The organism is Mesorhizobium sp. M1428 (genome assembly GCF_040317515.1).
In the GTDB taxonomy this organism is placed as follows: Bacteria; Pseudomonadota; Alphaproteobacteria; order Rhizobiales; family Rhizobiaceae; genus Mesorhizobium.
Genome location: NZ_JAMYKT010000001.1, coordinates 154,055 through 175,231 on the forward strand (window position 1 = coordinate 154,055; position 21,177 = coordinate 175,231).

Consider the following 21,177-nt stretch of genomic DNA (forward strand, 5'->3'; position numbering starts at 1 on the left):
AATCCGCCTGGGGGCGGTTCATCGTTTCACTGAAACGCTGAACCGCCCCATCTTTTTGTTTTTGACGCAATTCCGGACGGAAAACCGTTTCACACTTTTCCTGGAATTGCTCTAGGGCCAAAACTGTTTGCCGTTCGGGGCCGCATCGCTTACATAGCGCCCAACTTCCATTCAAATCCGACATCAGTCGACTTTTCAGGGAAAGCGCGCGTGGCACGCCAGTTCATCTATCACATGGCCGGCCTCAACAAGGCCTACGGCACCAAGAAGGTGCTCGAGAACATTCATCTGTCCTTCTACCCGGACGCCAAGATCGGCATCCTCGGCCCCAACGGCGCCGGCAAGTCGACGATCCTCAAGATCATGGCCGGCATCGACAAGGAGTGGAGCGGCGAGGCCTGGCTGGCCGAGGGTGCTACCGTCGGTTACCTGGCGCAGGAGCCGGCGCTCGATCCGAACAAGAACGTGTTCGAGAACGTCATGGAAGGCGTCGCCGCCAAGACCGCCATCATCGAGCGCTACAACGAATTGATGATGAACTATTCCGACGAGACGGCGGACGAGTCGGCCAAGCTGCAGGACGAGATGGACCGGCTCAACCTCTGGGATCTCGAACAGCAGGTCGAGATGGCGATGGAGGCACTCGGCTGCCCGCCCAAGGAGGCCGACGTCACCAAGCTGTCGGGCGGCGAGCGCCGTCGCGTCGCGCTGTGCCAGCTGCTGCTGCGCCAGCCTGACCTTCTGCTGCTCGACGAGCCGACCAACCATCTCGACGCCGAGACGACGGCGTGGCTGGAAAAGCATCTGCGCGCCTATCCGGGCGCGGTGATGATCATCACCCACGATCGCTACTTCCTCGACAACGTCACCGGCTGGATCCTCGAGCTCGATCGTGGCCGCGGAATCCCGTACGAAGGCAACTACACCAAATATCTCGAAGCCAAGGCCAAGCGGCTCAAGCAGGAGGGCCGCGAGGACGATGCACGCCAGCGGGCGATCGGCCGCGAGCGCGAGTGGATCCAGTCGAGCCCTAAGGCTAGGCAGACCAAGTCGAAAGCCCGTATCCAGGCGTTCCAGGATCTGCTGGATGCAGCCGACAAGCGGCGTCCGAGCGACACGCAGATCGTCATTCCGCACGGCGAGCGGCTCGGCAATGTGGTGATCGAGGTCGAGGGCCTGTCGAAGGGCTTTGGCGACACGCTTTTGATCGACGATCTCGAATTCAAGCTGCCGCCCGGCGGCATCGTCGGCGTCATCGGCCCGAACGGCGCCGGCAAGACGACGCTGTTCCGCATGATCACCGGCCAGGAAAAGCCCGATGCCGGCACCATCCGCGTCGGCGAGACGGTCAAGCTTGGTTATGTCGACCAGAGCCGCGACGCACTCGACCCGACCAAGACCGTCTGGGAAGAGATCTCGGGCGGCGCCGAAGTGGTCAAGCTCGGCAAGTTCGAAGCCAACACCCGCGCCTATTGCGCGTCGTTCAATTTCCGCGGCGGCGACCAGCAGCAAAAGGTCGGCAATCTCTCCGGCGGTCAGCGCAACCGCGTGCATCTGGCCAAGATGCTGAAGACCGGCGGCAACGTGCTGCTGCTCGACGAACCGACCAACGATCTCGATACCGAAACGCTGGCCGCACTTGAAGACGCGCTCGAGAGTTTCGCCGGCTGCGCCGTCATCATCTCGCACGATCGCATGTTCCTCGATCGTCTGGCGACGCACATCCTCGCCTTCGAGGGCGACAGCCATGTCGAATGGTTCGAAGGCAATTTCGAGGATTACGAGCAGGACAAGATCCGCCGTCTCGGCCCGGAAGCGGTCAACCCGCACCGCATGACGTATAAGCGGCTGACGCGGTAAGACATTTACAGGGCGGCGAATTCTCAAATGATCTGAGGAACCAAGATGGCCGACTGGTCCGCCGCCCTCTACCTGAAATTCGAGGATGAGCGCACCCGCCCGGCGCGCGATCTCGTTGCGCAGGTGCAGGTGCCGGCACCGCGCAGGGTCGTGGACATTGGCTGCGGGCCGGGCAATTCGACCGAATTGCTGGTCGAGCGCTGGCCGCAGGCGCAGATCAGCGGCTTCGATACCTCGCCCGACATGATCGAGAAGGCCAAGGCGCGCCTGCCCGGCGTCAGCTTTGCGCTGGCGGATGCGGCGGCGTGGCAGCCGGCCGAACCAGTCGACGTGATCTTTGCCAATGCGGTGTTTCAGTGGCTGCCGGAGCATCCGGCGGTCTTCCAGCGGCTGATGGGATTTTTGGCGCCTGGCGGCGCGCTTGCCGTGCAGATGCCGGACAACATGGCCGAGCCTTCGCACCGGCTGATGCGGGAGACCGCGGCCGAGATGCCGTTTGTCGAAAAGCTCGAGCGCGCGGCCCGCGCGCCGCTGCCGCCGGTCGCGTTCTACTACGACCTTTTGTCGCCATTCTCGGATCGGCTCGATATCTGGCACACGATCTACAATCATCCGCTGGCCGATGCCGAGGCGATCGTCGAGTGGGTGAAGTCGACGGGGCTGAAGCCGTTCCTCGATCCGCTCGACGAAAACGAGCGGCTCCTTTTCCTGACGCGCTACACGGCCAGGATCAGCGAAGCCTATCCGAAAACGGCAAGCGGCAAGGTATTGCTGCGCTTTCCCCGTCTCTTCATCGTGGCGCGGCGTTCTGCTTAGAAGCTCTTAGCTACACCCAAAAACAGCCAGCAGCGGGTGCTTGACCGGCTTTCGCCGTCATGCGCATCTCACTGGGGCACGGCCCTTCATGGGCCATGGGGGGTGGATGATGACACTGAAAAAGATGGTTTTCGGCGGCAGTATTTGTGCGGCCGCTATGCTTGCCTTTTCGATATCGGCGCAGGCCAAGCGAGCGCGCTGCTTCACCAGCGATGACGGCTATTTCTCCTGCAGCTACCGGGCGCTGGACGATGCCGGCAGCTTTCGCATCTCGGCGCCGGGCTATCCGACTTACGTCCTGGAGATCGACGGGCCGGGTTTTGCCTATGGCTATGTCAATCTCGGCCGCCGCAACGTGCCGCTGCCCGGGCAATTCGTGCGGAGCCGCGATGACGGTGCCTGCTGGAACAACCCGCAGACCAATACCAAGCTCTGCGCCTGGTAAAGACTGTTTCCAGGGACTTGATTTAAGCCGGCATAAACTGGCTAGGTGCAAAAGAGGTTGCGCCGAGCTTTTTGCGGCGTCGACATGAAGCCGCAACGCCTGCGCACGGGACGAACTGGAAATGCATCGCGTCATCATCAGCGGCATCGGCGTTGAGATCCCCGAAGCTTCGATCACCAATGAGGAACTCGTCGCCAGCTTCAACAGCTGGGTGGACATGGAGAACGTCCGCCGCGAGGTATCGGGCGAGCCGCTGCTGCAGAAATCGGACAGTGCCTTCATCGTCCATGCCTCGGGCGTCCAGACCCGCCATGTCATCGAACGGGAGGGCATCCTCGACCCGAACCGCATGGCGCCGCGCTTCCCGGCGCGGCCCGACGATGCGCTGTCGCTGGAGGCCGAGTTCGGCATCGCCTCGGCCAGCAAGGCGCTCGATCATGCCGGGCTGAAGCCCGGGGATATAGACCTGGTGATCTGCTCCGCCTCGCACCATCAGCGGCCCTATCCGGCGATCGCCATCGAAATGCAGCAGGCGATGGGGACGAAAGGCGCCGGCTTCGATATGGGGCTTGGCTGCTCGTCGGCGGCGGCGGCATTGCACATCGCCGTCAACCTGGTGCGGGCAGGGGCGCATAAACGCGTGCTGGTGACGACGCCGGAGATCATCACCGGCCATCTCAATTTTCGCGACCGGCAGACGCATTTCATCTTCGGCGACGCTTCCGTGTCGATGATCGTCGAGGGGCTCGCGCAAGGCGAGAAGCGGCCGGGGCGCTTCGAGGTGCTCGACACGCGCGCCTGGACGCAGATGTCGAACAGCATCCGCACCAATCTCGGTTATTACACCCGCGCCACCCAGGACGATCCGTACATGATCGATCTGGAAGGCAATCTGATCAAGCAGATCGGCAACAAGGTGTTCAAGGAAGTCACGGTCGCCGGCCACAAGTTCATCGTCGAATTCCTGGCCGAGCACGGGCTGACGCCGCAAGCGATCCGGCGCTTCTGGCTGCATCAGGCCAATGCGCGGATGAACGCCATGATCCTGAAACTGTCGTTCGGCCATGACGTCGATCATGACCGCGCGCCGATGGTGCTGGAGCGCCTCGGCAACACCGCCGCCGCCGGCGCAATCGTCGCCCTGTCGGAGAACCATGCCGATATGAAGGCCGGCGACTATGGCCTGCTCTGCGCCTTCGGCGCCGGCTACTCGATCGGGGGCGCGCTGTTGCGCATGCTTTAGACTCGTTGTCCCAAAACCGCTGTGCGCCCTCGGTTCAAGCCCGAGGGCATGCTTTTGGGCGACATGCATTAGCTCGGCGCGAACGGAACCAGCATCGGAACGCGCCTGGCATAGTCGTCGTAAGCGCTACCCAGTTCGCTGCGCAGAAAACGCTCCTCCAGCCTTGCCTTCATGATGATGCCGGCGGTGAGAAGGGCGGCGCCAGCGATGCCCCAGAGGGTGCCTTTCGCCGCCATGGTGGCGAGGATTGCCAGAAGCAGCCCGGTGTAGATCGGGTGGCGGACCAGCCGGTAGGGGCCGCTGTCGATGACGCGGTGCTCTGCCTTGGCGGTGACCGTGCCCGACCACAGGCGGCCGAGATGCAGCCGCGCCCACCAGGCAAATGCCAGGCCGGCGGCAATCAGCGCGACGCAGATCCACGCTTCGGCAAGGTTCGGCGTCCAAAGCCTCAGCGGGCCGGCGTAACCGTGCGCCGGGATGAAGAGCAGGATCGTGCCGACCACCAGCACGGCCCGGTAGGGCAGTTCGGCCTCGAAGCCGGCGCGTTTTTCTGCCCGGTCGGCCCAGAAGGCGGCCGCGGCCCATGAGACGACCCAGAGCAGCCAGAGCTGCGCGATTGCCGATGCGGGATGCACGATAAACCTCCGCAGGCTTAACCTGACCGATATTATCAACCGATGCAGCGCGGCAGCAATGCGGCACGCTTGTGCAAGGGCTCGATTCAACCAGGACGCTGGTGGTGCCGACCCGTATCAGCCGTCTTGATTGGAGCATCAACGCTTTCGACTGGACCCTATAAATCGACTTCGGCTAATTGCATCCCGTCGCTAGGAATGAGACCAATGCCGGATCTGTTTCCCGCAACCGAAAATCCAGTCGAGATCGTGCCGGCGCGAAAACTCGCCGCCAGGGTGGCGGCGCTCTATCTCGCATCATTCGATCGTTTTGAGACACGAGCGGTGGATACGCTGCAGCTCGGCTTCGACGGTATCGAAGGCGATTTCCACGCCGGCACGACGCGGCGCTCCGGCGGGCGGGAACCCTGGTATCCGCGCGGCACCGAGATGCGCAACGAACGGCAATTGTCGATCGTCGCGGCGGACGAACTGGCAATCGTTGCCGAACGGATGGGCATTACCGAGATCAAGCCTGAATGGATCGGCGCCAATCTCCTGATCGAAGGCCTGCCGCACCTCTCCATGCTGCCATCCGGCTCGCTGCTGTTCTTCAAAGGCGGCGCGACCGTCAAGATCGACGCGCAGAACGGGCCTTGCCGGATCGCCGGCCGATCAGTCGCCGAAAAGGCCGGGATGGCCGACCACGAGGCCGGCGCGCTGCTGTTCCCGAAGGCGGCAAAGCGCTTGCGCGGGCTCGTCGCCTGGGTCGAGAAGCCCGGCACGATCACGGCCGGCGAGGAGATATCGGTGCGCGTGCCCGAGCAGTGGATTTACCGGGCCTGAAGGTGAGTCCAGGCAAGGCGGTGTTGCCAGTCGAAGCCGCGTTCCTTCGTACCCCTATATCCTGCAGGGCAGAGGGGCACTGTCCCTGGACCTCTCAAAACCCATGCTGAAACGAAGTCGCGATTCAATGCTGAAGGCGAGCAACTTTGTTCTTGCTTTGTGCCGGCAGCTATGCTACTAATTTGGGTATGGTGCTAATTGGCTCCAACGACCCGCCTCCCGAGGCGGGTTTTTTGTTGCCGACCTGACGTAGGCGGGACAGAGGGGGCGCCGCAGAACTCGACGCGTCTGCTTGCCGTCCTCTACGCCTCATCCTCATCGTCGAGCAGACGGGTGGCACGCCAGCGGGTCAGCGCGATGTTGGTTTGTTCGATGACGAAGAAGCGCGCGGAATCGCGGTCATAGCCGTCGGCGAGCAGCTTTTCGTAGTCGGTGTGGGCGTGACGAATATGCGCAATCGTCGCCAGCCACACGGCAATGCTCGGCGGCAAGCTCTTCATGTGCACGGCGCCGGCATCGGCACGGATCTTTTCCATGTCGGCATAGGGCGCCAGCGGCAGAAGCGCTGTCAGCGCCTTGGCGATGGCGCGGCGGCGGCCGGTCGGGGCGCTCACCGCTCGTCCGATCTGGACGTCTCGTTCCGCCCAGCCATGGTCGCCTCGGCGAAGGCATCGGTCGAGGCGAAATAGGGCTTGATGTCGATGACCGGCGTGCCGTCGAGCACGTCGATGGCGTCAAGCTCGACGCGGCCGATGTCGATGTCGAGTGTAACGAGCTTGGCGACATGCAGCCCAATTGGGTTCGGCCGGGCAGGGGAGCGCAGCGAAAAGACGCCTTTCGGCTCCGTGGCATGGCGGGGTTTCTGGACAATCAGTTGCCGCGGCGCATGGTGCAGCCAGGACAGGATGATGACGTGGCTGGCGCGTTCCAGCCCAAGCAGGCCGTCCCGATAGAGCGGATCGATCGTGAGAGCCGCCGGCTGTCCCGTCTCCCGCGCGGCCTTCATGTTTTTGGGGCAGGTCTCCCGCGTAATCCAAGGCGAAGCGATGCGGCCGATGAAGACGATGTGGCCATCCGGCGGCATCGTTGCCGGGTCGGTTTCCAGAAGCTTTTCGCCGCTGCGCGTTTCGAACATGGGTCTCGCCTCGATCATGCTTGCGGGCTTGCGCGGTCCGCGACGCATGCGTCATTTTCTTGTCCGGAAGCGACATAGCGCTTGCAAGCCTATCAAAACCGACATAAACATATGTTTATATCTTTTCAAAGAGAATGCTCGCATGCATGTCGCTCTCGACACGATGGTAGATACATTGAAGGCGGCTGCCGAATCCAGCCGGCTGCGCATATTGGCGCTGCTGTCGCGCGGCGATCTGACGGTGTCCGATCTCACCGAAATCCTCGGCCAATCGCAGCCGCGCGTCTCGCGCCATTTGAAATTGCTGCTGGAGGCAGGGCTGATCGGCCGCTACCAGGAGGGCTCGTGGGCGTTCTTCCGGCTATCGGATTCCGACTCCTCGCGCGATTTCGTGCTGAGGCTGGTTTCCGGCATCCGCGGCGCCGATCCGCAGGTCGAGCGTGATCTCGAACGGCTGGCCGCGGTCAAGCGCAAGCGGCAGGACCGGGCTGCCGAATATTTCTCGGTAAACGCCGCAAGCTGGGACCATATCCGCTCGCTGCATGTGCCGGACCGCGCGGTCGAGGCAGCCCTCATCAAAGTCGTCGGCAAGCGGCCGTTCCAGTCGATGCTCGATCTCGGCACCGGCACCGGACGGCTGCTCGAGATCTTTTCGCCGCTCTATCGGCGCGGCGTCGGCATCGACATGTCGCGCGAGATGCTGACTGTGGCGCGCGCCAATCTCGACAAGGCGGGCGTTTCGAATGCGCAGGTGCGCCAGGGCGACATTTTTGCGCCGCCGGTCGAGCGCGACGCCTTCGACCTCGTTACCATCCATCAGGTGCTGCACTATCTCGACGATCCCGCCCGCGCCATCCGCGAGGCGGCGCGGCTGTTGCGCCCGGCCGGCCGGCTGGTGATCGTCGATTTCGCGCCGCACACGCTGGAGTTCTTGCGCGAGGAGCACGCGCATATGCGCCTCGGCTTTTCCGACCGGCAAATTGGCGACTGGTTTTCCGAGGCCGGCCTCGACCTCGAGGACAGCCAGGAATTCGAGCCGCGCGGCGGCAACGAGGCCAAGCTCACCGTCAAACTCTGGCTCGGCCGCGATCGGCGCATGCTGATTGCCGAGCCTTCCAACGACAGACAACCGGCCAATGCGTATCCGATAGGGGAAACCGCCTGATGAACCAGTTCCGCTTCTCCCGCCGCCCCGACATCGGCGACAAGGTCAGGGTTTCGTTCGAGTTCTTTCCGCCGAAAAACGACGACATGGAAGCAAGGCTGTGGGACACGGTCACCCGGCTGGAGCCGCTCAGGCCGAAATTCGTCTCGGTCACCTATGGCGCCGGTGGTTCGACCCGCGAGCGCACGGCCCGTACCGTCAAGCGCATCCTCAATGAAACGACGCTGACGCCGGCGGCGCACATGACCTGCGTCGATGCGGCGCGCCACGAGGTCGATGCGGTGATCCGGGAGTTCGCCGACATGGGCGTCAAGCGTTTCGTCGCCCTGCGCGGCGATCCGGCCGAGGGCGTCGGCGCGGCCTACCGGCCGCATCCGGAAGGCTATGCCAATGGCGCCGAACTGGTCGATGCGCTGAAGGGCGCCGGCGATTTCGACATATCAGTCTCGGCCTATCCGGAAAAACATCCGGAAAGCCCGGATTTCGCCACCGACTTCGACATGCTGAAGCGCAAGGCCGACAACGGAGCGACGCGGGCGATCACCCAGTTCTTCTTCGACAACGATCTCTATGAACGCTATGTCGAGCGGGCACGGCGGGCCGGCATCTACATACCGATCGTGCCGGGCATATTGCCGGTGCACAATTTCACCCAGGTCGCCAACTTCTCGGCACGGTGCGGAGCCTTGGTGCCGGCATGGCTGGCCGAGCGCTTCGATGGGCTGCAAAACGACCCGCAAACGCATGCGCTGGTGGCGTCTGCCGTGGCGGCCGAGCAGGTGCTGGACCTTGTCGAGCGCGGCGTCGGCGATTTCCACTTCTACACGATGAACCGGGCCGATCTGGTCTTTGCCATCTGCCACATGATCGGCATCAGGTCGCACGAAGTCGAGGCGGCGGGATCCGCCGCGGCGTAAAGCGGCAAGCTCCTTTTTGAAATGCCAAAGATCGGGGAATGCAAAAGGCCGGGCAAAATGCCCGGCCTTTTCAATGATTTGGAGTATTCGGTGCTGGTCTTCCCCCGCTCAGCGGCCTTATGGAAGGACGCCCATAATGAGGGCGCCGATGAATGCAAACGCAGCACAAATCATCAATGCGTTGATCGGCCTCGTCAGTCCCATGTCATAGCCTCCTCTTAAAGAGCTATGGCGAGAGTCTAGGGTCATTTGTGCCACAGGCAAGCAGAAACTTTGCTGCAATGCGACGAGATTGTGGAATTTGCGACCTGCCGTTTGCCGTTAGGCATTGAAACTCTTTGTCAAAAGCCGGCTCGGGACCTGTGAATAATTTGTGGCAAAGCCGAGGCAGCAACGAGAATGGCAGCGCTACCGCGCCAGAAATCGGAATCGATTTCGGAACGAACGAAGATTCGAAACGTCCTTTGCACGTCCAGCCGGATGCTGGACGCTACATGACGCGAAGGGCAACCAGCAGCGCGGTGTGAGGATAGCCCGGACTTGAATATGCTGCCAATTGGCACTATATTGCCTGCCAAGTGTTGGAGGTCGGAATGAGTGTCGCTTATGCTGTTCGCGATCCTGCAAATCAGGCTTTGCCGGCAAATCTGGCGGATGCCTCGGCACGGGCGCGGATCACGCCAGCTGCTGTTGCCGGCATCGTCAGGCTCGCAGACATCTGGCATCTGACCAGCACCGAGATCTGTGCCTTGATCGGCGACGTGTCGGAGAGAACCTGGTTCCGCATGAAGAAGGGCGAATGGGAGGGCGTTCTCTCCCAGGATTCGCTGACACGCATCAGCGCCCTGATCGGCATCTTCAAAGGACTGCGGCTTCTGTTTTCCGAAGCGCTTGCCGATGAATGGGTGCGGTTACCGAACAAAGGGCCTCTTTATGGTGGCCGGCGCCCCCTGGACGTGATGATCGAGGGCGGCATTCCGAAACTGCTGCAGGTTCGCCAACACATCGACGCCTTGCGCGGTGGACTTTGAATGCAGATCCCGCCGCGCGCTGACATTTCCCAGCGCGACACGATCCGGCTGATTTCGACAGGCAGGCTCAAGGAACCGGTCCTGATGCCGTTGGCCAGGAATCATGGAGATTTGGAAGACCTTGCGGAGCTCGAAGGAGCCACCAGCGGCCGCCTTCAGGCGCAGCAAGGGGGATTGCCCGACCTCGATCCGCGCGAACTGGTGTTCGGGAGGCCAGGCTACACCTTCATCAATGCGGCGTTCGCTTACACCCGTCCGGGCGGCAATCGTTTCAACGATGATGCCAGGGGCGCTTGGTACTGTGCGTTCGATGCGGAAACTGCGCTCGGCGAGGTCTCGTTTCATCTGACGCGAGAGCTTGCCGCGATCGAACGGTTCGAAAACGTCACCGACTACGCGGAGCTCGTTGCCGACTTCATAGGCTCGTTTCACGATCTGCGCGGTGCTGAGTTCAGCAAGGACCCGGTGCTCGATCCGGATACCGCCTTAGCCTATCCGGCCGGTCAGGCGCTGGCGAAACAACTCCGCAAGCAAGACGCCGCGACCGGTCTTGTGTATCCTTCCGTGAGACATGTTGGCGGGACCTGCCTTGCCGCCTTCCTTCCCGATCTCGTTCAGAATCTCCGGCAAGGCGGTATCTGGCGTCTGGAATGGCAGGGTTCATCTGTTCCCGCGATCACGCCCATATAGCGCACGATCGGAAGCGACAACTTCGCTGTGCCATCTCTAACGCCGCCCGAACAGGCGACCGTCGATGGTGACGAGGCCGAGCGCGATCAGCGCCATGCCGCCGAGTTCGAACAGTTCGAGCCGCTCGCCGAGGAACAGGAAGCCGAGCAGGATGGCACTGGCCGGCACGATCAGCGTGACCAGCGAGGCGTTGGTGGCGCCGGCCGAGGCGACAAGGTTGAAATAGAGGATATAGGCGAAAGCCGTCGACAGCAGCGCCAGCGCCAGCACCGCCGCCCAGACCGGCGGCGAGGCCGAAAACAGATTGGCGGCATCATAGGTGAACAAAACGACCGGGATCATGATGATGGTCGAGCAAGTCAATTGGCCGGTGGCAATGACCGGTGACGGGACACCCTTGAAGCGGCGGGCAATCATCAGCGCAACCGCATAGGAGACCGAGGCACCGATGAGCGCGAATTTCGCCCAGACCGGGCCGCCGAGCCCGGCGACAAGGCCGGGACCGATCATCACCGCCGTTCCCGCGATACCGAGGGCGATGCCGGCGAGCTTGTTCCACGACAGCTTTTCATCACTGGTCAGGGCGTTGGCGAGGATCAGCGTCCAGAACGGCGTCGTCGAATTGAGCACCGAGGCGACACCGGCGCCAAGCTCGGTCTGGCCGGCAAAGATCAGCGAGAAAGGGATGACGTTGTTGGCGAACGCCAGCAGGAAGAACAGGCCGGCATGCGGCAAGGCGAGGCGAAACGACGGGCCGCGGACCGCAAGATAGAGCTGCAGTGCCGCGGCCGCGATGGTGACGCGGAACAGCACCAGCACCAGCGGCGGAAGTTCCGCCACCGCAATGCGGGCAAAGAAGAACGAACCGCCCCAGATGGCGCCGAGCAGCAGAAGCTGCGCCCAGTCTTTGAGCACCATCGGACCGCGCACAGTGTTGGTGGCAGCTATCGCCATTGGTCGTCCTCCCAGACGAGATGCCTTGCTCGTCAGGCATCTGTTCACGCCATATCCGATCCGGCCGCAAGGGCCACCCAAAACCTGAGCGATGGCCTGGCTCGCCCATAACCGGCGGTACAGAACGGCGTAGCGCCGCGAAGCCGGGGCGGCGAGACATAGAATTGTTTTCATTAGCCGCTAGCTTCGATTAATTGTGCGCAGCCTCAGTCAAGGGATTCGTCCATGCAGCGATTCGAAAATGCCCGCGAGGCAGCGCTGGCGCTTCGCCCGGACGATCCGATCTATTGCTTCCGCCCGCAGGTGCTGAAGGCGGACGCCAAACAGTTCATGGGCATGTTTCCCGGCAAGACCGCCTATGCGGTCAAGACCAATGGCGAACAGATCGTGCTCAACGCCCTGGTCGAGGCCGGCGTCAGCGCCTTCGATGTGGCCTCGCCCGGCGAATTCGCCGCCGTGCGCGCCGTCTCGCCCGACGCCGAGATGCTCTACATGCACCCGGTCAAGGCGCAGTCGGACATCAGGCTGGCGCTGGAAAAATACGCCATCCGCGTCATTTCGCTCGACCATGAAGACGAGATCACCAAGCTGACCAGGGTGGTGCGGGCGCTCGACATCGATCCGGGCGCGATCACCGTGTTCGTGCGCATCCAGACGAAAGGCTCGGCGGCCTACGAGCTGTCGAAGAAGTTCGGCGCCGGACCGGCCAATGCGGTCGAACTCGCCGAACGGCTGAACCGGACGGGCTACAAGGTCGGCCTATGCTTTCACGTCGGCAGCCAGATCGAGGATCCCGACACCTATGAGCGGGCGCTGGCCTCCGCCGACTGGGTGCGCAACCGCGTCGGCTTCGACATTGCCGGGCTCGATGTCGGCGGCGGCTTTCCGGCCGAATACGGTCATGATCCGAACAGCCGCAAGCCGGAGATGCCGTCGCTCGGCCAGATCATGTCGCGGCTGTCGGGCGACCTCCAGGAGTACCAGTTCGACCAGATGCCGCTGGTGGCCGAGCCCGGCCGGGTGATCGTGGCGCGCTGCCTGTCGCTGATTGTGCGTGTGCTGCTGCGCAAGGGCAAAAGGCTCTACATCAATGACGGCATCTGGGCGTCGCTGTCGGATTCATGGACCGGCAAGATCACGCTGCCGGCTCGCTTCATCCCCGATCCGGCGATCCGCTCGCGCAATGGCGAGGACAAGACCATCGTGCCGTTCAAGGTCTGCGGCGCGACCTGCGATTCCGTCGATATATTGTCGCGGCCGTTCTGGTTGCCCGAAACCGTCGATACCGGCGATTGGATCGAGATCGGCCATATCGGCGCCTATTCGCTGTCGCTCCGAACACGGTTCAACGGCTTCTATCCCGATACTTTCGTCGAGGTGGCGACGCCATTCGACGAAGGCGATGCGCCGCAGGGGTTTGCCAGCCTGGAGACGATGGCGGATTAGTTGATGGTGAATGGTGAATAGTGAATAGTGATTGGAAGTAGTTCTTGCGTTCCGTCCGCTTCGGTGAATTGTCACCATTCACCATTCACCATTCACCATTCACCATTCACCCCCCGTAGTCAGGCCACGCCGCCGCCGGCCTGGATGTTCTCGCCGGTAAGCCAGCGAGCTTCGTCGGAAGCCAGGAAAACCGCGACATCGGCGACGTCGCGTGGTGCTCCGATCCGGCCGAAGGGCGACATGCCGGCGGCCACGGCGCGGTCCCGTTCGGGGAGCAGGTCAGTGTCGGTGAAGCCTGGTGAAAGCGCATTCACGGTAACGGCGCGCGGACCGAGTTCGCGCGAGAGGACGCGGACGAACTGCTCGACGGCTCCCTTGCTGCCGAGATAAAGCGCCGTCTGCGTGAAGAACATCCTGGTTCCACCGGTGGAGACGGCAATGATACGGCCACCGTCGCGAACGCGGCGCGCCGCCTCCTGAAGCGTGAAGAAGGTGCCCTTGGCATTGGCGCCGAAGACGTGATCGAAGTCCGCTTCGGTGGCATCGACGAGCGGCTTTATGACGGCGACGCCGACATTGGCGACGACGATGTCAATCGGCCCCATCTGCCTTTCGGTCTCCTCGAACAGCCTGCGAATGTCGGGGAGACTGGAGACGTCCGCCTGGATGGCGACGGCTTTTCCGCCATTCCCTTCAATGGCGGCAACGACCTCCCTGGCTGCCTTCTCGTTGCCGACATAGTTGACGACCACGGCAGCACCCTTGGCCGCGAGCCCCTCCGCGATGGCGCGTCCGATGCCGCGTGAACTGCCGGTCACAAGTGCGGTTTTGCCTTCGAGTGGACGATGCATGGCTTCTCCTTCCGTCTGATGACGGCCGCCTCGATCGAGCGGCGTTCCAGGGAAAGCTAGAGGCATGCTATTGCTAAGAGAATAGCCTATTATCTAACTGACTTGTTAAGCCTGAGGTACATAATGCGAGGAAGCGAGTTTTCCGAACTCACGGCATTTGCAGCAATCATCGAAGAGGGAACCTTCGTCCGTGCCGCGGCCAAGCTCAGGATTTCGCCTCCAGCGCTCAGCCAGACGATACGCGGGCTGGAAGAGCGTCTCGGTGTCCGCCTGCTGAACCGCACCACGCGCAGCATGTCGCCGACCGCTGAGGGCGAGAAGCTGTTTGCCCGCATCGCACCGGCGTTCGGCGAACTGGAAGGGGCCGTAGCCGACGCTCATGCATCACGCGGCCGGCCGGCAGGCTCGCTGCGCATCAATGTTCCGCGCATCGCCGCCATGCGTTTCATCGCGCCCATCCTCGGCGATTTCCGCCGCGCCTATCCCGATATCACCCTCACAATCATTGTCGACGACATGCTCACCGACATCGTCGAGGGCCGCTTCGATGCCGGGATCAGACTGGGTGAGCGGCTGCACAAGGACATGGTGGCGGTGAAGCTCAGCGAGGAACTCGAGATGGCCGCAGTGGCGGCGCCGAGCTATCTGGAGCATCACCCGATGCCGCGTCACCCCGCGGACCTGCATCAGCACCAGTGCATCAATTTCCAGTGGCCGAGCGGCGGCAATCTTTATCGATGGGAGTTCGCCCGGGGCCAACGTGCCTTGGAAGTGGCCGTCAGCGGCGGCCTGACGATCAACGATACGGAACTGATGATCGGGGCGGTTCTGGATGGGGTCGGCGTGGCGTACATGCTGGAATATCAGGTCCGGCCGTGGATCGAAGCGGGAAAGCTCATCCGTTTTCTCGAAGCCTGGTCGCCGAGATTTCCGGGTTTTTATCTCTATCACGCGAGTTCCCGCCAGGTTCCGGCGCCGCTGCGAGCGTTCATCGATTTCCTGCTGGCGAGGCGGTGAATAGTGAATAGTGAATAGTAGTAGCTCTGGTGCCCAGTGCGGCTCCGGTGCTATTCCTTTTCACCATTCACCACCCTCACAGTCTGGCCAGCAGCTCCGGCGTCGGCCAGCCGTCGACCGGCAGGCCCAGCCGCATCTGCTCCTTGCGGATAGCTTCGCGGGTGTTGGTGCCCAGTATGCCGTCGACGGTACCGACATCATAGCCTTTCGCCTCGAGCTTGGTCTGCAGCGCCTTCATCTGGTCGCCGTTGAGGCCGGGTTCGGGGTTGCGCGGATCGAAGCGCGGCGCGCCCCCCAGCCGGGCGGCAAGATTTGCCGCGGTCAGGGCATAGGTGAAGGACTGGTTCCACTCGAGATAGACGTCGAAATTGTCGTAGGTCAGGAAGGCTGGCCCCTTGCGACCCATAGGCAATGCCAGGCCGGCCTTCATGCGGTTGTCGAGAAGCGGCGTACCGTCGGGCCTGGTAACGCCCCACTGCGCCCACTGCGTCAACGGCAGCTTGTTGGTGCGTCCCGTCTGCTCCCACGGCAAATCGTCGGGCACGCGGACTTCCTCGATCCAGGGCTGATCGCGCTTCCAGCCGCGCGACTGGATCTTGCTGGCCGTGCTCATGATCACATCCGGCGCGCTGCCGCGCAGGTCGACCAGGCCATCGCCGTCGCCGTCGACGCCGTGGCCGAGATAGTCGGAAGGCAGCATCTGCGTCTGGCCGATCTCGCCGGCCCAGGCACCGGTCACGTCGGCCGGCACCACGCCGCGATCGATCAACATCAGCAGCGGCACGATCTGCGGCCGGAACAGCTGCGGGCGGCGGCAGTCATGCGAGAGGCTCACCAGCGCGTTCAGCGTATGAAAATCGCCTTGCACGGCGCCAAAATCGGTTTCCAGGGCCCAGAAAGCGGCGATGACCGGCGCCTGCACGCCGAATTGGCGATCGGCGCGGGCAAAGACCTCGGCATATTTTTGCAGGTTGGCCGCACCTTGCTTCAGCCGATGCGACGAGATCATGCGGTTCGAGAATTCGATGAAGGTCTGGGTGAAGACGCCTTGGGCGCGGTCGCGTGCCAATGCCTTCTCATCGAGGGTGGCGTTTTCCAGCGCATCAAGGCCGGCAGCGCCGACGCCAGCCGCCCTGGCCTCCGCCGCCACACCCTGCTTCCATGCCTCGAAATCGCCGCCGCATTGCTCTGCCGCGGCCGGCACGGCGCTCAGGAGCAGCGCCGCGAGAAGTCCAAAGCGCAATCGCATCGCTATCCTTCCAAGAAGATTACCGGCGGTTGCAGGCATTCGTCATTGGCTGTGTCGAAAAGCAGGCGACAGGCCCGGTGTCAACGGGTGTTCTGCCGCAACCACTTCTTCCAGGCGGCTTCGGAGCCGTTGAAGACGCTGATGTCGGCGTTTCCGGCCATGCCCGGCACGACACCCGTTCCGGTATACTGCCAGAAGGTGAAGGGATGACTGCCGTATTTCTGGCGCGGGTGCCCGGCCACGGAGCGCAGCCAGTAGGGGTAATTGCGGAAGCCCGATAAACCATTATCTTCGAAGAAGTCCACCGACGTGTAGATGATCGGCTTCTTGCCGTAGTGTTTTTCGACGATTTCGAGGAATGTGCTCATCTCGCTGCGTACCGTGGCGGCATCGGGCCGCAGCTTGCAGGTCGGCGATTTCGGGTTCCATTCCATGTCGAGAACCGGCGGCATGGCCGAGCTGTCTTTGGGCACGTTCTGGATGAACCAGCGCGCCTGGGTAGCGGCCGGCGTGCAAAAGTAGAAGAAATGATAGGCGGCGCGGGGAATGCCCGACGCCTTGGTGCGGCTCCAATGCTCGTTGAAAGCTTCATCGAACCGGTCTCCGCCTTCGGTTGCCTTGATGAAAGCGAAGGAGATGCCGCTGGCCCTGGCCGCCGGCCAGTCGATCGAGGTCTGGTATTTGGAGACGTCGGTGCCGTGGACGGCATAGCTCCACGGTGCGCCGCTGTCCCATTCATGCGGGTCGGAATCGGCAAAACGCGGCGCGCGTACCGCAACCATCGCGGCGCTGGACGACGACAGCGATGGCGTCAGATCCTCGACCGTCGAGCAGGCACCAAGCAACATCAGCGTGATGAGGACCGCGAAACGGCGCATCGCTACTTCCTGAGCCGGTTTCAGCCGGCCGCTGATGGGTCTTTCCGCGGGTGGCCCCTCGACCGGGCGCGGCGTGTCTGAAACCGACTTACGCGATGCGCCTTGATCTTCGTTTCATGCATTCCCAAACCGTTGCGCAGTTTTGGGACGCATGCATTCAAGCCCCGCCGGACGGTCACCCCACAGGATCGCCCGGTCTGTCCTAAGCGCATCGTTTCGACGCGCTTAGTTCTTTTGTCTGTGCATGTCGTTGTCCCAGAACCGCTGCGCACCCTCGGGTCAGGCCCAAGGGCATGCTTTTGGGTGACATACACCTGTGATCGCCGATCATGGTTGATATTCGGTTGACGGCGCTCGACAAGAGCCGCGATTTTGCCGAAACAATGGCGGCAAATCGATGACATAGATCGAGCGCGCCGAGGGAACTCAAAATGCAGATCCTTTTGAAGTTCGTCAAATGGCTGCTCGGCCTGGCTGTGCTGGCCGCCGCGATACTCGCCGCCTGGCTGTATTTCGCCCCGCCGGAACTGATCCGCGTCGGTTCCGGTTACGCGGCCAAGATCGTCTGCTCGAACGTCTTCATCGCCGGGCGGGACGCCGACGATGTGCTTGCCGTCGATGTGCAGGCGCCGGGTCATCCGCTGCTGAAGCTGATGAGGGTGTCGGTCGACAAGGAGAAGGGAACGGTTTCGGCGGGCCTGTTCGGTGTGCTCGGCAAGAGTGTCGCGGTTGCGCGCGACGGGCTCGGCTGCGCCTCGGTTCCCGACGGCGGTATTGCCGCCGCCGAGGCTGTCGCCGGAGCTGCACCGACGCCGGCGCCGCTGCCCGATGCGATCTGGCCGGAAGGCGACGATGTCGGTGCCTCGCAGGATCCAGAGGTCGCGAAGATCCTCGACGATCCAGCAATGACCGGTGCCGGCATGCGGGCGGTGGTGGTGGTCAAGAACGGCCGCATCGTTGCAGAGCGCTATGGCGAAGGCTTTTCCGAAAAGACGCCGCTATTGGGCTGGTCGATGACCAAGACGGTGAATGCGGCGATCGTCGGCACGCTGGTGAAGGAGGGCAAGCTGGCGATGACCAACCAGGGCCTGTTCGGTCCCTGGAAGGGAGATGGCCGCGCCGTGATCAGCCTCGCCGACATGATGGCGATGTCGAGCGGGCTGGAATTCAACGAGGATTATGGCGACGTCGCCGACGTAACGCGCATGCTCTATCTCGAACCGGACATGGCGGGCTTTGCCGGGTCCAAGCCGCTGACCGGCGAGGTTGGCAAGGTGTTTTCCTATTCGAGTGGCACGGCGGTGATGCTGTCCCGATTGTGGCAGGACGCCATCGGCGACAAGGACAAGGCGCTGGCCTGGCCGAGGACCGCGCTGTTCGATCCGCTCGGCATGCACAGTGCAGTGCTTGAGGCCGACGAGCACGGCACCTTCGTCGGCTCGTCCTACCTCTATGCCACGGCACGCGACTGGGCGCGCTTCGGCCAGTTCCTGCTGCAGGGCGGCGTCTGGAACGGCAAGGAGATCCTGCCCGCCGGCTTCGTCGACTGGATGCGGGAACCGGCAACTGCCTCGAAGGTCTATGGCAAGGGGCAATTATGGATCGAAGGGCCGGGCGACGAGGAAAACCCCGGCGCCGGCATTGCCGCCGGCCTGCCCAAGGACGCCTACTGGATGGAGGGGCATGACGGACAAACGGCCGCGATCGTCCCCTCGGAGCAGCTGGTTGTGGTGCGGCTCGGCCTGACGCCGGCCAGGCTCGGCTACCGGCCGCAGGCGATGGTAGCGGCGCTGGTCAAGGCGCTGCACTAGGCTGTAGCGATATTCAGGTGATGCCGGCCTGCAAACGGCGGTTTCCTGCGCTTCCGGCCTTCGCCGGCCAAAGCACTCATGAGCGGTCGTGGCAGTTAAGGCTACGGCCGGCGTAGGCCGGTGCTCGCGTACCCAAAAGTACGCTCCGCTCCGGTTCTCGGACCCCACCGTTTTCGACTCGGCCTGACCTGAATCTCAACACATCCTGGCTATCGACCTGGGCCGATCACGGCGAGCCAGGCATAGCCGCGATAGAGCGTTTGGAAACGGAAGCTTGCGTCGGTTCTTGCAGATTCCGAATCCAGAACCGCGCGCAGCGATTGACGCGGCTCGACGTGGAATTTTTTCAGCCAGCCGCGCAACAGCGTGCGGAACCAGCCGGGCAGGGCTTCCTGCTGGCCAAAATCGACGACATGCAGCGAGCCGCCCGGTGACAGGGCAGCAAGAGCCGCGGATATCGTCTTTTCCCAGCCAGGGATCATCGACAGCGAATAAGAGACAAAGACGCGGTCGAAACTTTCGACGCCGAACAGCGCCTTTGCGTCGAAATCCGTGGCATCGCCGCGCGCCAGCGTGACGCGGCCGGAGAGGCCTTCGCGGGCAAGGGCGGCGGTGGCCGTCTCCAGCATCTCGGCCGAAATATCGAGGCCGAAGAAGCGCGCGCCGAGATAGCGGCGGGCGGCGAGGATGATGTTGCGGCCGGTGCCGCAGCCGAGCTCGAGCACGGTCCCGCCGGCCGGCACATCCAGTCCGTCGATAAGCCGGTCGCGGCCGAGCAGATAGTATTTGCGGGTCAGGTCGTAGACATGACGCTGCCAGCGATAGACGCCGTCCATCAGCTCGGCATGGCTGGCCGGCAAGTCGGTCGTGCTCATGCGGCCCGCTTCACATAGAGGTGGAAGCCGCCATAGATGGCCGAGCGGTCGCGCGCCGAAAACTCGCGCGAGGCGTCGTTCTCGTAGCGCCATTGGTCAAGCAGCGAATTCGAGACGCGGCCGGGCAGCAGGCTGGGTTCCGCTGCGGTGCGGAAGATGACGCGGGCGCCGGTGGAGGCGGTTCGGGTGATCTCGGCCCACAACCCGTTGAGCTGGTCGTCGGTCATCCAGTCCTGTGCATCGAGCAGGACGAAGCGGTCGACCGAACCGGCATCCTTGCCGGCAAGGAACTCGATCAGATTGGCGTGATGGATGGCGACGCGATCGACATTGTCGCGGATGGTCTTGTAGTTGCGTTTTTCGAGATAGGCGGGCAGGGCGGCCTCGCCCGGGTTGGGATAGCGGCGGGCAAAGGCCTGCCAGGCAAAATAATTGATCTTCAGGGGGAAATCGCAGGCGAGTTTTTCCAACCGGGCCTTCAGCACGCTGGCCATGGTGCCGTCGCCCGAGGTGATCAGCGAATCGTACTGGGCCGGCGGAATTCCGAGGCCGAACAGCGAAGCCTTTCGCGATGTCGCCCATTTCAGCAGCCGCTTTTCGAAGACCGGCGCCAGCTCCTCGTCGAAGAAACGGCGTTGATCGGCGATGCTCTTGGCGTCCATGATGCCGGCCGGGTCGACGCCGAAGAACTTTGCGGTGCGGTGGCCCATGGCGATGAACAGGCCAAGCAGGCCGGTCTGGTAGAAATTGCGGTCGAAGACAGCGATGCGGCGACAGCCGCGCCAGTTGCGCCGCTCCCAATAATGGCGGCTGACCGGATCGAGATGCGGCGCGATGAAGCGGTCGTAGGCCTGCGAATTGTGCCCGGTCTCAGCCGCGCCGAAGAAACGGAAAAGGTCGCCCTGCGACGGCAGGTGACGCACGGCTTCGAGCTTCATCCGGTTCAGCGCGATGTGGGCAGCGTTGAGGTCGACGGCATCGATCCTTTCCGGCGACCGGGTGAGATAGGCGAGGATGTTGCAGCCGCCGGAGGCAATGGTGACGATGCGGTGGCCCTCGCCGAGCTGCATCGCGTCCATGTCGATTTCGGGGTCTTCCCAGATCTGCGGATAGACGAGGCCGGAGAACAGGAAGGCGAACAAGCGTTCGGAGATACCAGCCTTCGACAACGGGCGGTTCTGGTAGACGGCCTTGCCGACCTCCTTGCCGCGGCGAAAAACCAGTTCTCCAGAAATGTCCGTCATGGCAAGGCGATTCCCCGTTTGCTTTGCCGCAAGCGGGTAGCGCAGGGTCATGACAGGCCGGTGACAGCCGGAGGCATCGAGAATTCTACT

21 protein-coding genes are annotated in these 21,177 nt (G+C 62.9%); 12 read left to right on the plus strand and 9 right to left on the minus strand.

The annotated features are described in order from the left end of the window. Positions 1-210: 210 nt before the first annotated feature. The 4 genes from ettA to NKG60_RS00765 all read left to right on the plus strand — a co-directional run bounded on the left by ettA (position 211) and on the right by NKG60_RS00765 (position 4,364). Complete coding sequence (gene ettA, locus NKG60_RS00750; protein ID WP_352453385.1) at positions 211-1,860, plus strand: energy-dependent translational throttle protein EttA; 1,650 nt, start codon at positions 211-213, stop codon at positions 1,858-1,860. 45 nt (positions 1,861-1,905) lie between these two features. Continuing rightward, entirely contained in the window at positions 1,906-2,676 is a 771-nt protein-coding gene (tam, locus tag NKG60_RS00755) for a trans-aconitate 2-methyltransferase (protein WP_352564437.1), read from the plus strand. Positions 2,677-2,782: 106 nt separating this feature from the next. After that, entirely contained in the window at positions 2,783-3,121 is a 339-nt protein-coding gene (locus tag NKG60_RS00760; RefSeq protein ID WP_352951102.1) for a hypothetical protein, read from the plus strand. 121 nt (positions 3,122-3,242) lie between these two features. Then, a complete protein-coding gene (locus NKG60_RS00765) occupies positions 3,243-4,364 on the plus strand; it encodes a beta-ketoacyl-ACP synthase III (protein ID WP_352564441.1) in 1,122 nt (373 codons plus the stop codon). Between the two features lie 68 nt (positions 4,365-4,432). On the opposite strand, the gene NKG60_RS00770 is transcribed toward NKG60_RS00765, so the two are convergent. Further along, positions 4,433-4,999 carry a methyltransferase family protein gene (locus NKG60_RS00770; protein ID WP_352564443.1) on the minus strand — a complete coding sequence of 189 codons (567 nt, stop codon included), beginning with the start codon at positions 4,997-4,999 and terminating at the stop codon, positions 4,433-4,435. Positions 5,000-5,206: 207 nt separating this feature from the next. Here NKG60_RS00770 and NKG60_RS00775 point away from each other — a divergent pair, with 207 nt between their 5' ends. Next, entirely contained in the window at positions 5,207-5,824 is a 618-nt protein-coding gene (locus tag NKG60_RS00775; protein WP_352564444.1) for an MOSC domain-containing protein, read from the plus strand. Positions 5,825-6,126: 302 nt separating this feature from the next. On the opposite strand, the gene NKG60_RS00780 is transcribed toward NKG60_RS00775, so the two are convergent. Then, positions 6,127-6,438 carry a DUF2293 domain-containing protein gene (locus tag NKG60_RS00780; RefSeq protein ID WP_352564446.1) on the minus strand — a complete coding sequence of 104 codons (312 nt, stop codon included), beginning with the start codon at positions 6,436-6,438 and terminating at the stop codon, positions 6,127-6,129. Continuing rightward, a complete protein-coding gene (gene tsaA / locus NKG60_RS00785; RefSeq protein ID WP_352564447.1) occupies positions 6,435-6,959 on the minus strand; it encodes a tRNA (N6-threonylcarbamoyladenosine(37)-N6)-methyltransferase TrmO in 525 nt (174 codons plus the stop codon). The genes NKG60_RS00780 and tsaA overlap by 4 nt, the downstream gene beginning before the upstream one ends. Positions 6,960-7,101: 142 nt before the next feature. Between tsaA and NKG60_RS00790 the strand changes: the two genes are divergently transcribed. The 4 genes from NKG60_RS00790 (at position 7,102) to NKG60_RS00805 (ending at position 10,762) form a co-directional block, all read left to right on the plus strand. Continuing rightward, a complete protein-coding gene (locus NKG60_RS00790; RefSeq protein WP_352564449.1) occupies positions 7,102-8,124 on the plus strand; it encodes an ArsR/SmtB family transcription factor in 1,023 nt (340 codons plus the stop codon). Further along, a complete protein-coding gene (gene metF / locus NKG60_RS00795; protein WP_352564450.1) occupies positions 8,124-9,041 on the plus strand; it encodes a methylenetetrahydrofolate reductase [NAD(P)H] in 918 nt (305 codons plus the stop codon). Before NKG60_RS00790 ends, metF begins: the two co-directional genes overlap by 1 nt. Before the next feature lie 593 nt (positions 9,042-9,634). Next, the gene (locus NKG60_RS00800) at positions 9,635-10,072 is read left to right on the plus strand and encodes an antitoxin Xre/MbcA/ParS toxin-binding domain-containing protein (protein ID WP_352564452.1); all 438 of its coding nucleotides are present in this window, start codon (positions 9,635-9,637) and stop codon (positions 10,070-10,072) included. Then, positions 10,073-10,762 (plus strand): RES family NAD+ phosphorylase, encoded by a 690-nt coding sequence (locus NKG60_RS00805; protein ID WP_352665950.1) that lies wholly within the window; start codon positions 10,073-10,075, stop codon positions 10,760-10,762. Positions 10,763-10,798: 36 nt separating this feature from the next. Here NKG60_RS00805 and NKG60_RS00810 read toward each other — a convergent pair whose 3' ends face one another. Further along, positions 10,799-11,716 carry a DMT family transporter gene (locus NKG60_RS00810; RefSeq protein ID WP_352564454.1) on the minus strand — a complete coding sequence of 306 codons (918 nt, stop codon included), beginning with the start codon at positions 11,714-11,716 and terminating at the stop codon, positions 10,799-10,801. 225 nt (positions 11,717-11,941) lie between these two features. Here NKG60_RS00810 and NKG60_RS00815 point away from each other — a divergent pair, with 225 nt between their 5' ends. Beyond that, complete coding sequence (locus NKG60_RS00815) at positions 11,942-13,162, plus strand: alanine racemase (RefSeq protein WP_023721223.1); 1,221 nt, start codon at positions 11,942-11,944, stop codon at positions 13,160-13,162. Between the two features lie 119 nt (positions 13,163-13,281). On the opposite strand, the gene NKG60_RS00820 is transcribed toward NKG60_RS00815, so the two are convergent. Then, positions 13,282-14,013, minus strand: a complete 732-nt coding sequence (locus tag NKG60_RS00820) for an SDR family oxidoreductase (RefSeq protein ID WP_352564456.1) — start codon at positions 14,011-14,013, stop codon at positions 13,282-13,284. 123 nt (positions 14,014-14,136) lie between these two features. On the opposite strand from NKG60_RS00820, the gene NKG60_RS00825 reads away from it, so the two are divergent. After that, positions 14,137-15,030, plus strand: coding sequence for a LysR family transcriptional regulator (locus tag NKG60_RS00825; protein ID WP_352564460.1), 894 nt, complete (start codon positions 14,137-14,139; stop codon positions 15,028-15,030). Between the two features lie 76 nt (positions 15,031-15,106). Here the strand turns inward: NKG60_RS00825 and NKG60_RS00830 are convergent, their stop codons facing one another. Together NKG60_RS00830 and NKG60_RS00835 are read right to left on the minus strand one after the other, a co-directional pair. Then, positions 15,107-16,279, minus strand: coding sequence for a lytic murein transglycosylase (locus tag NKG60_RS00830; protein ID WP_352564461.1), 1,173 nt, complete (start codon positions 16,277-16,279; stop codon positions 15,107-15,109). Between the two features lie 80 nt (positions 16,280-16,359). Further along, the gene (locus tag NKG60_RS00835) at positions 16,360-17,157 is read right to left on the minus strand and encodes a glycoside hydrolase family 25 protein (RefSeq protein ID WP_352564463.1); all 798 of its coding nucleotides are present in this window, start codon (positions 17,155-17,157) and stop codon (positions 16,360-16,362) included. 431 nt (positions 17,158-17,588) lie between these two features. On the opposite strand from NKG60_RS00835, the gene NKG60_RS00840 reads away from it, so the two are divergent. Further along, positions 17,589-18,968 carry a serine hydrolase domain-containing protein gene (locus tag NKG60_RS00840; RefSeq protein WP_352564465.1) on the plus strand — a complete coding sequence of 460 codons (1,380 nt, stop codon included), beginning with the start codon at positions 17,589-17,591 and terminating at the stop codon, positions 18,966-18,968. Positions 18,969-19,177: 209 nt separating this feature from the next. Here the strand turns inward: NKG60_RS00840 and NKG60_RS00845 are convergent, their stop codons facing one another. Further along, positions 19,178-19,843, minus strand: a complete 666-nt coding sequence (locus tag NKG60_RS00845) for a class I SAM-dependent methyltransferase (RefSeq protein ID WP_352564467.1) — start codon at positions 19,841-19,843, stop codon at positions 19,178-19,180. After that, positions 19,840-21,138 (minus strand): BtaA family protein, encoded by a 1,299-nt coding sequence (locus tag NKG60_RS00850; RefSeq protein ID WP_352564469.1) that lies wholly within the window; start codon positions 21,136-21,138, stop codon positions 19,840-19,842. Before NKG60_RS00850 ends, NKG60_RS00845 begins: the two co-directional genes overlap by 4 nt. Positions 21,139-21,177: the final 39 nt, after the last annotated feature.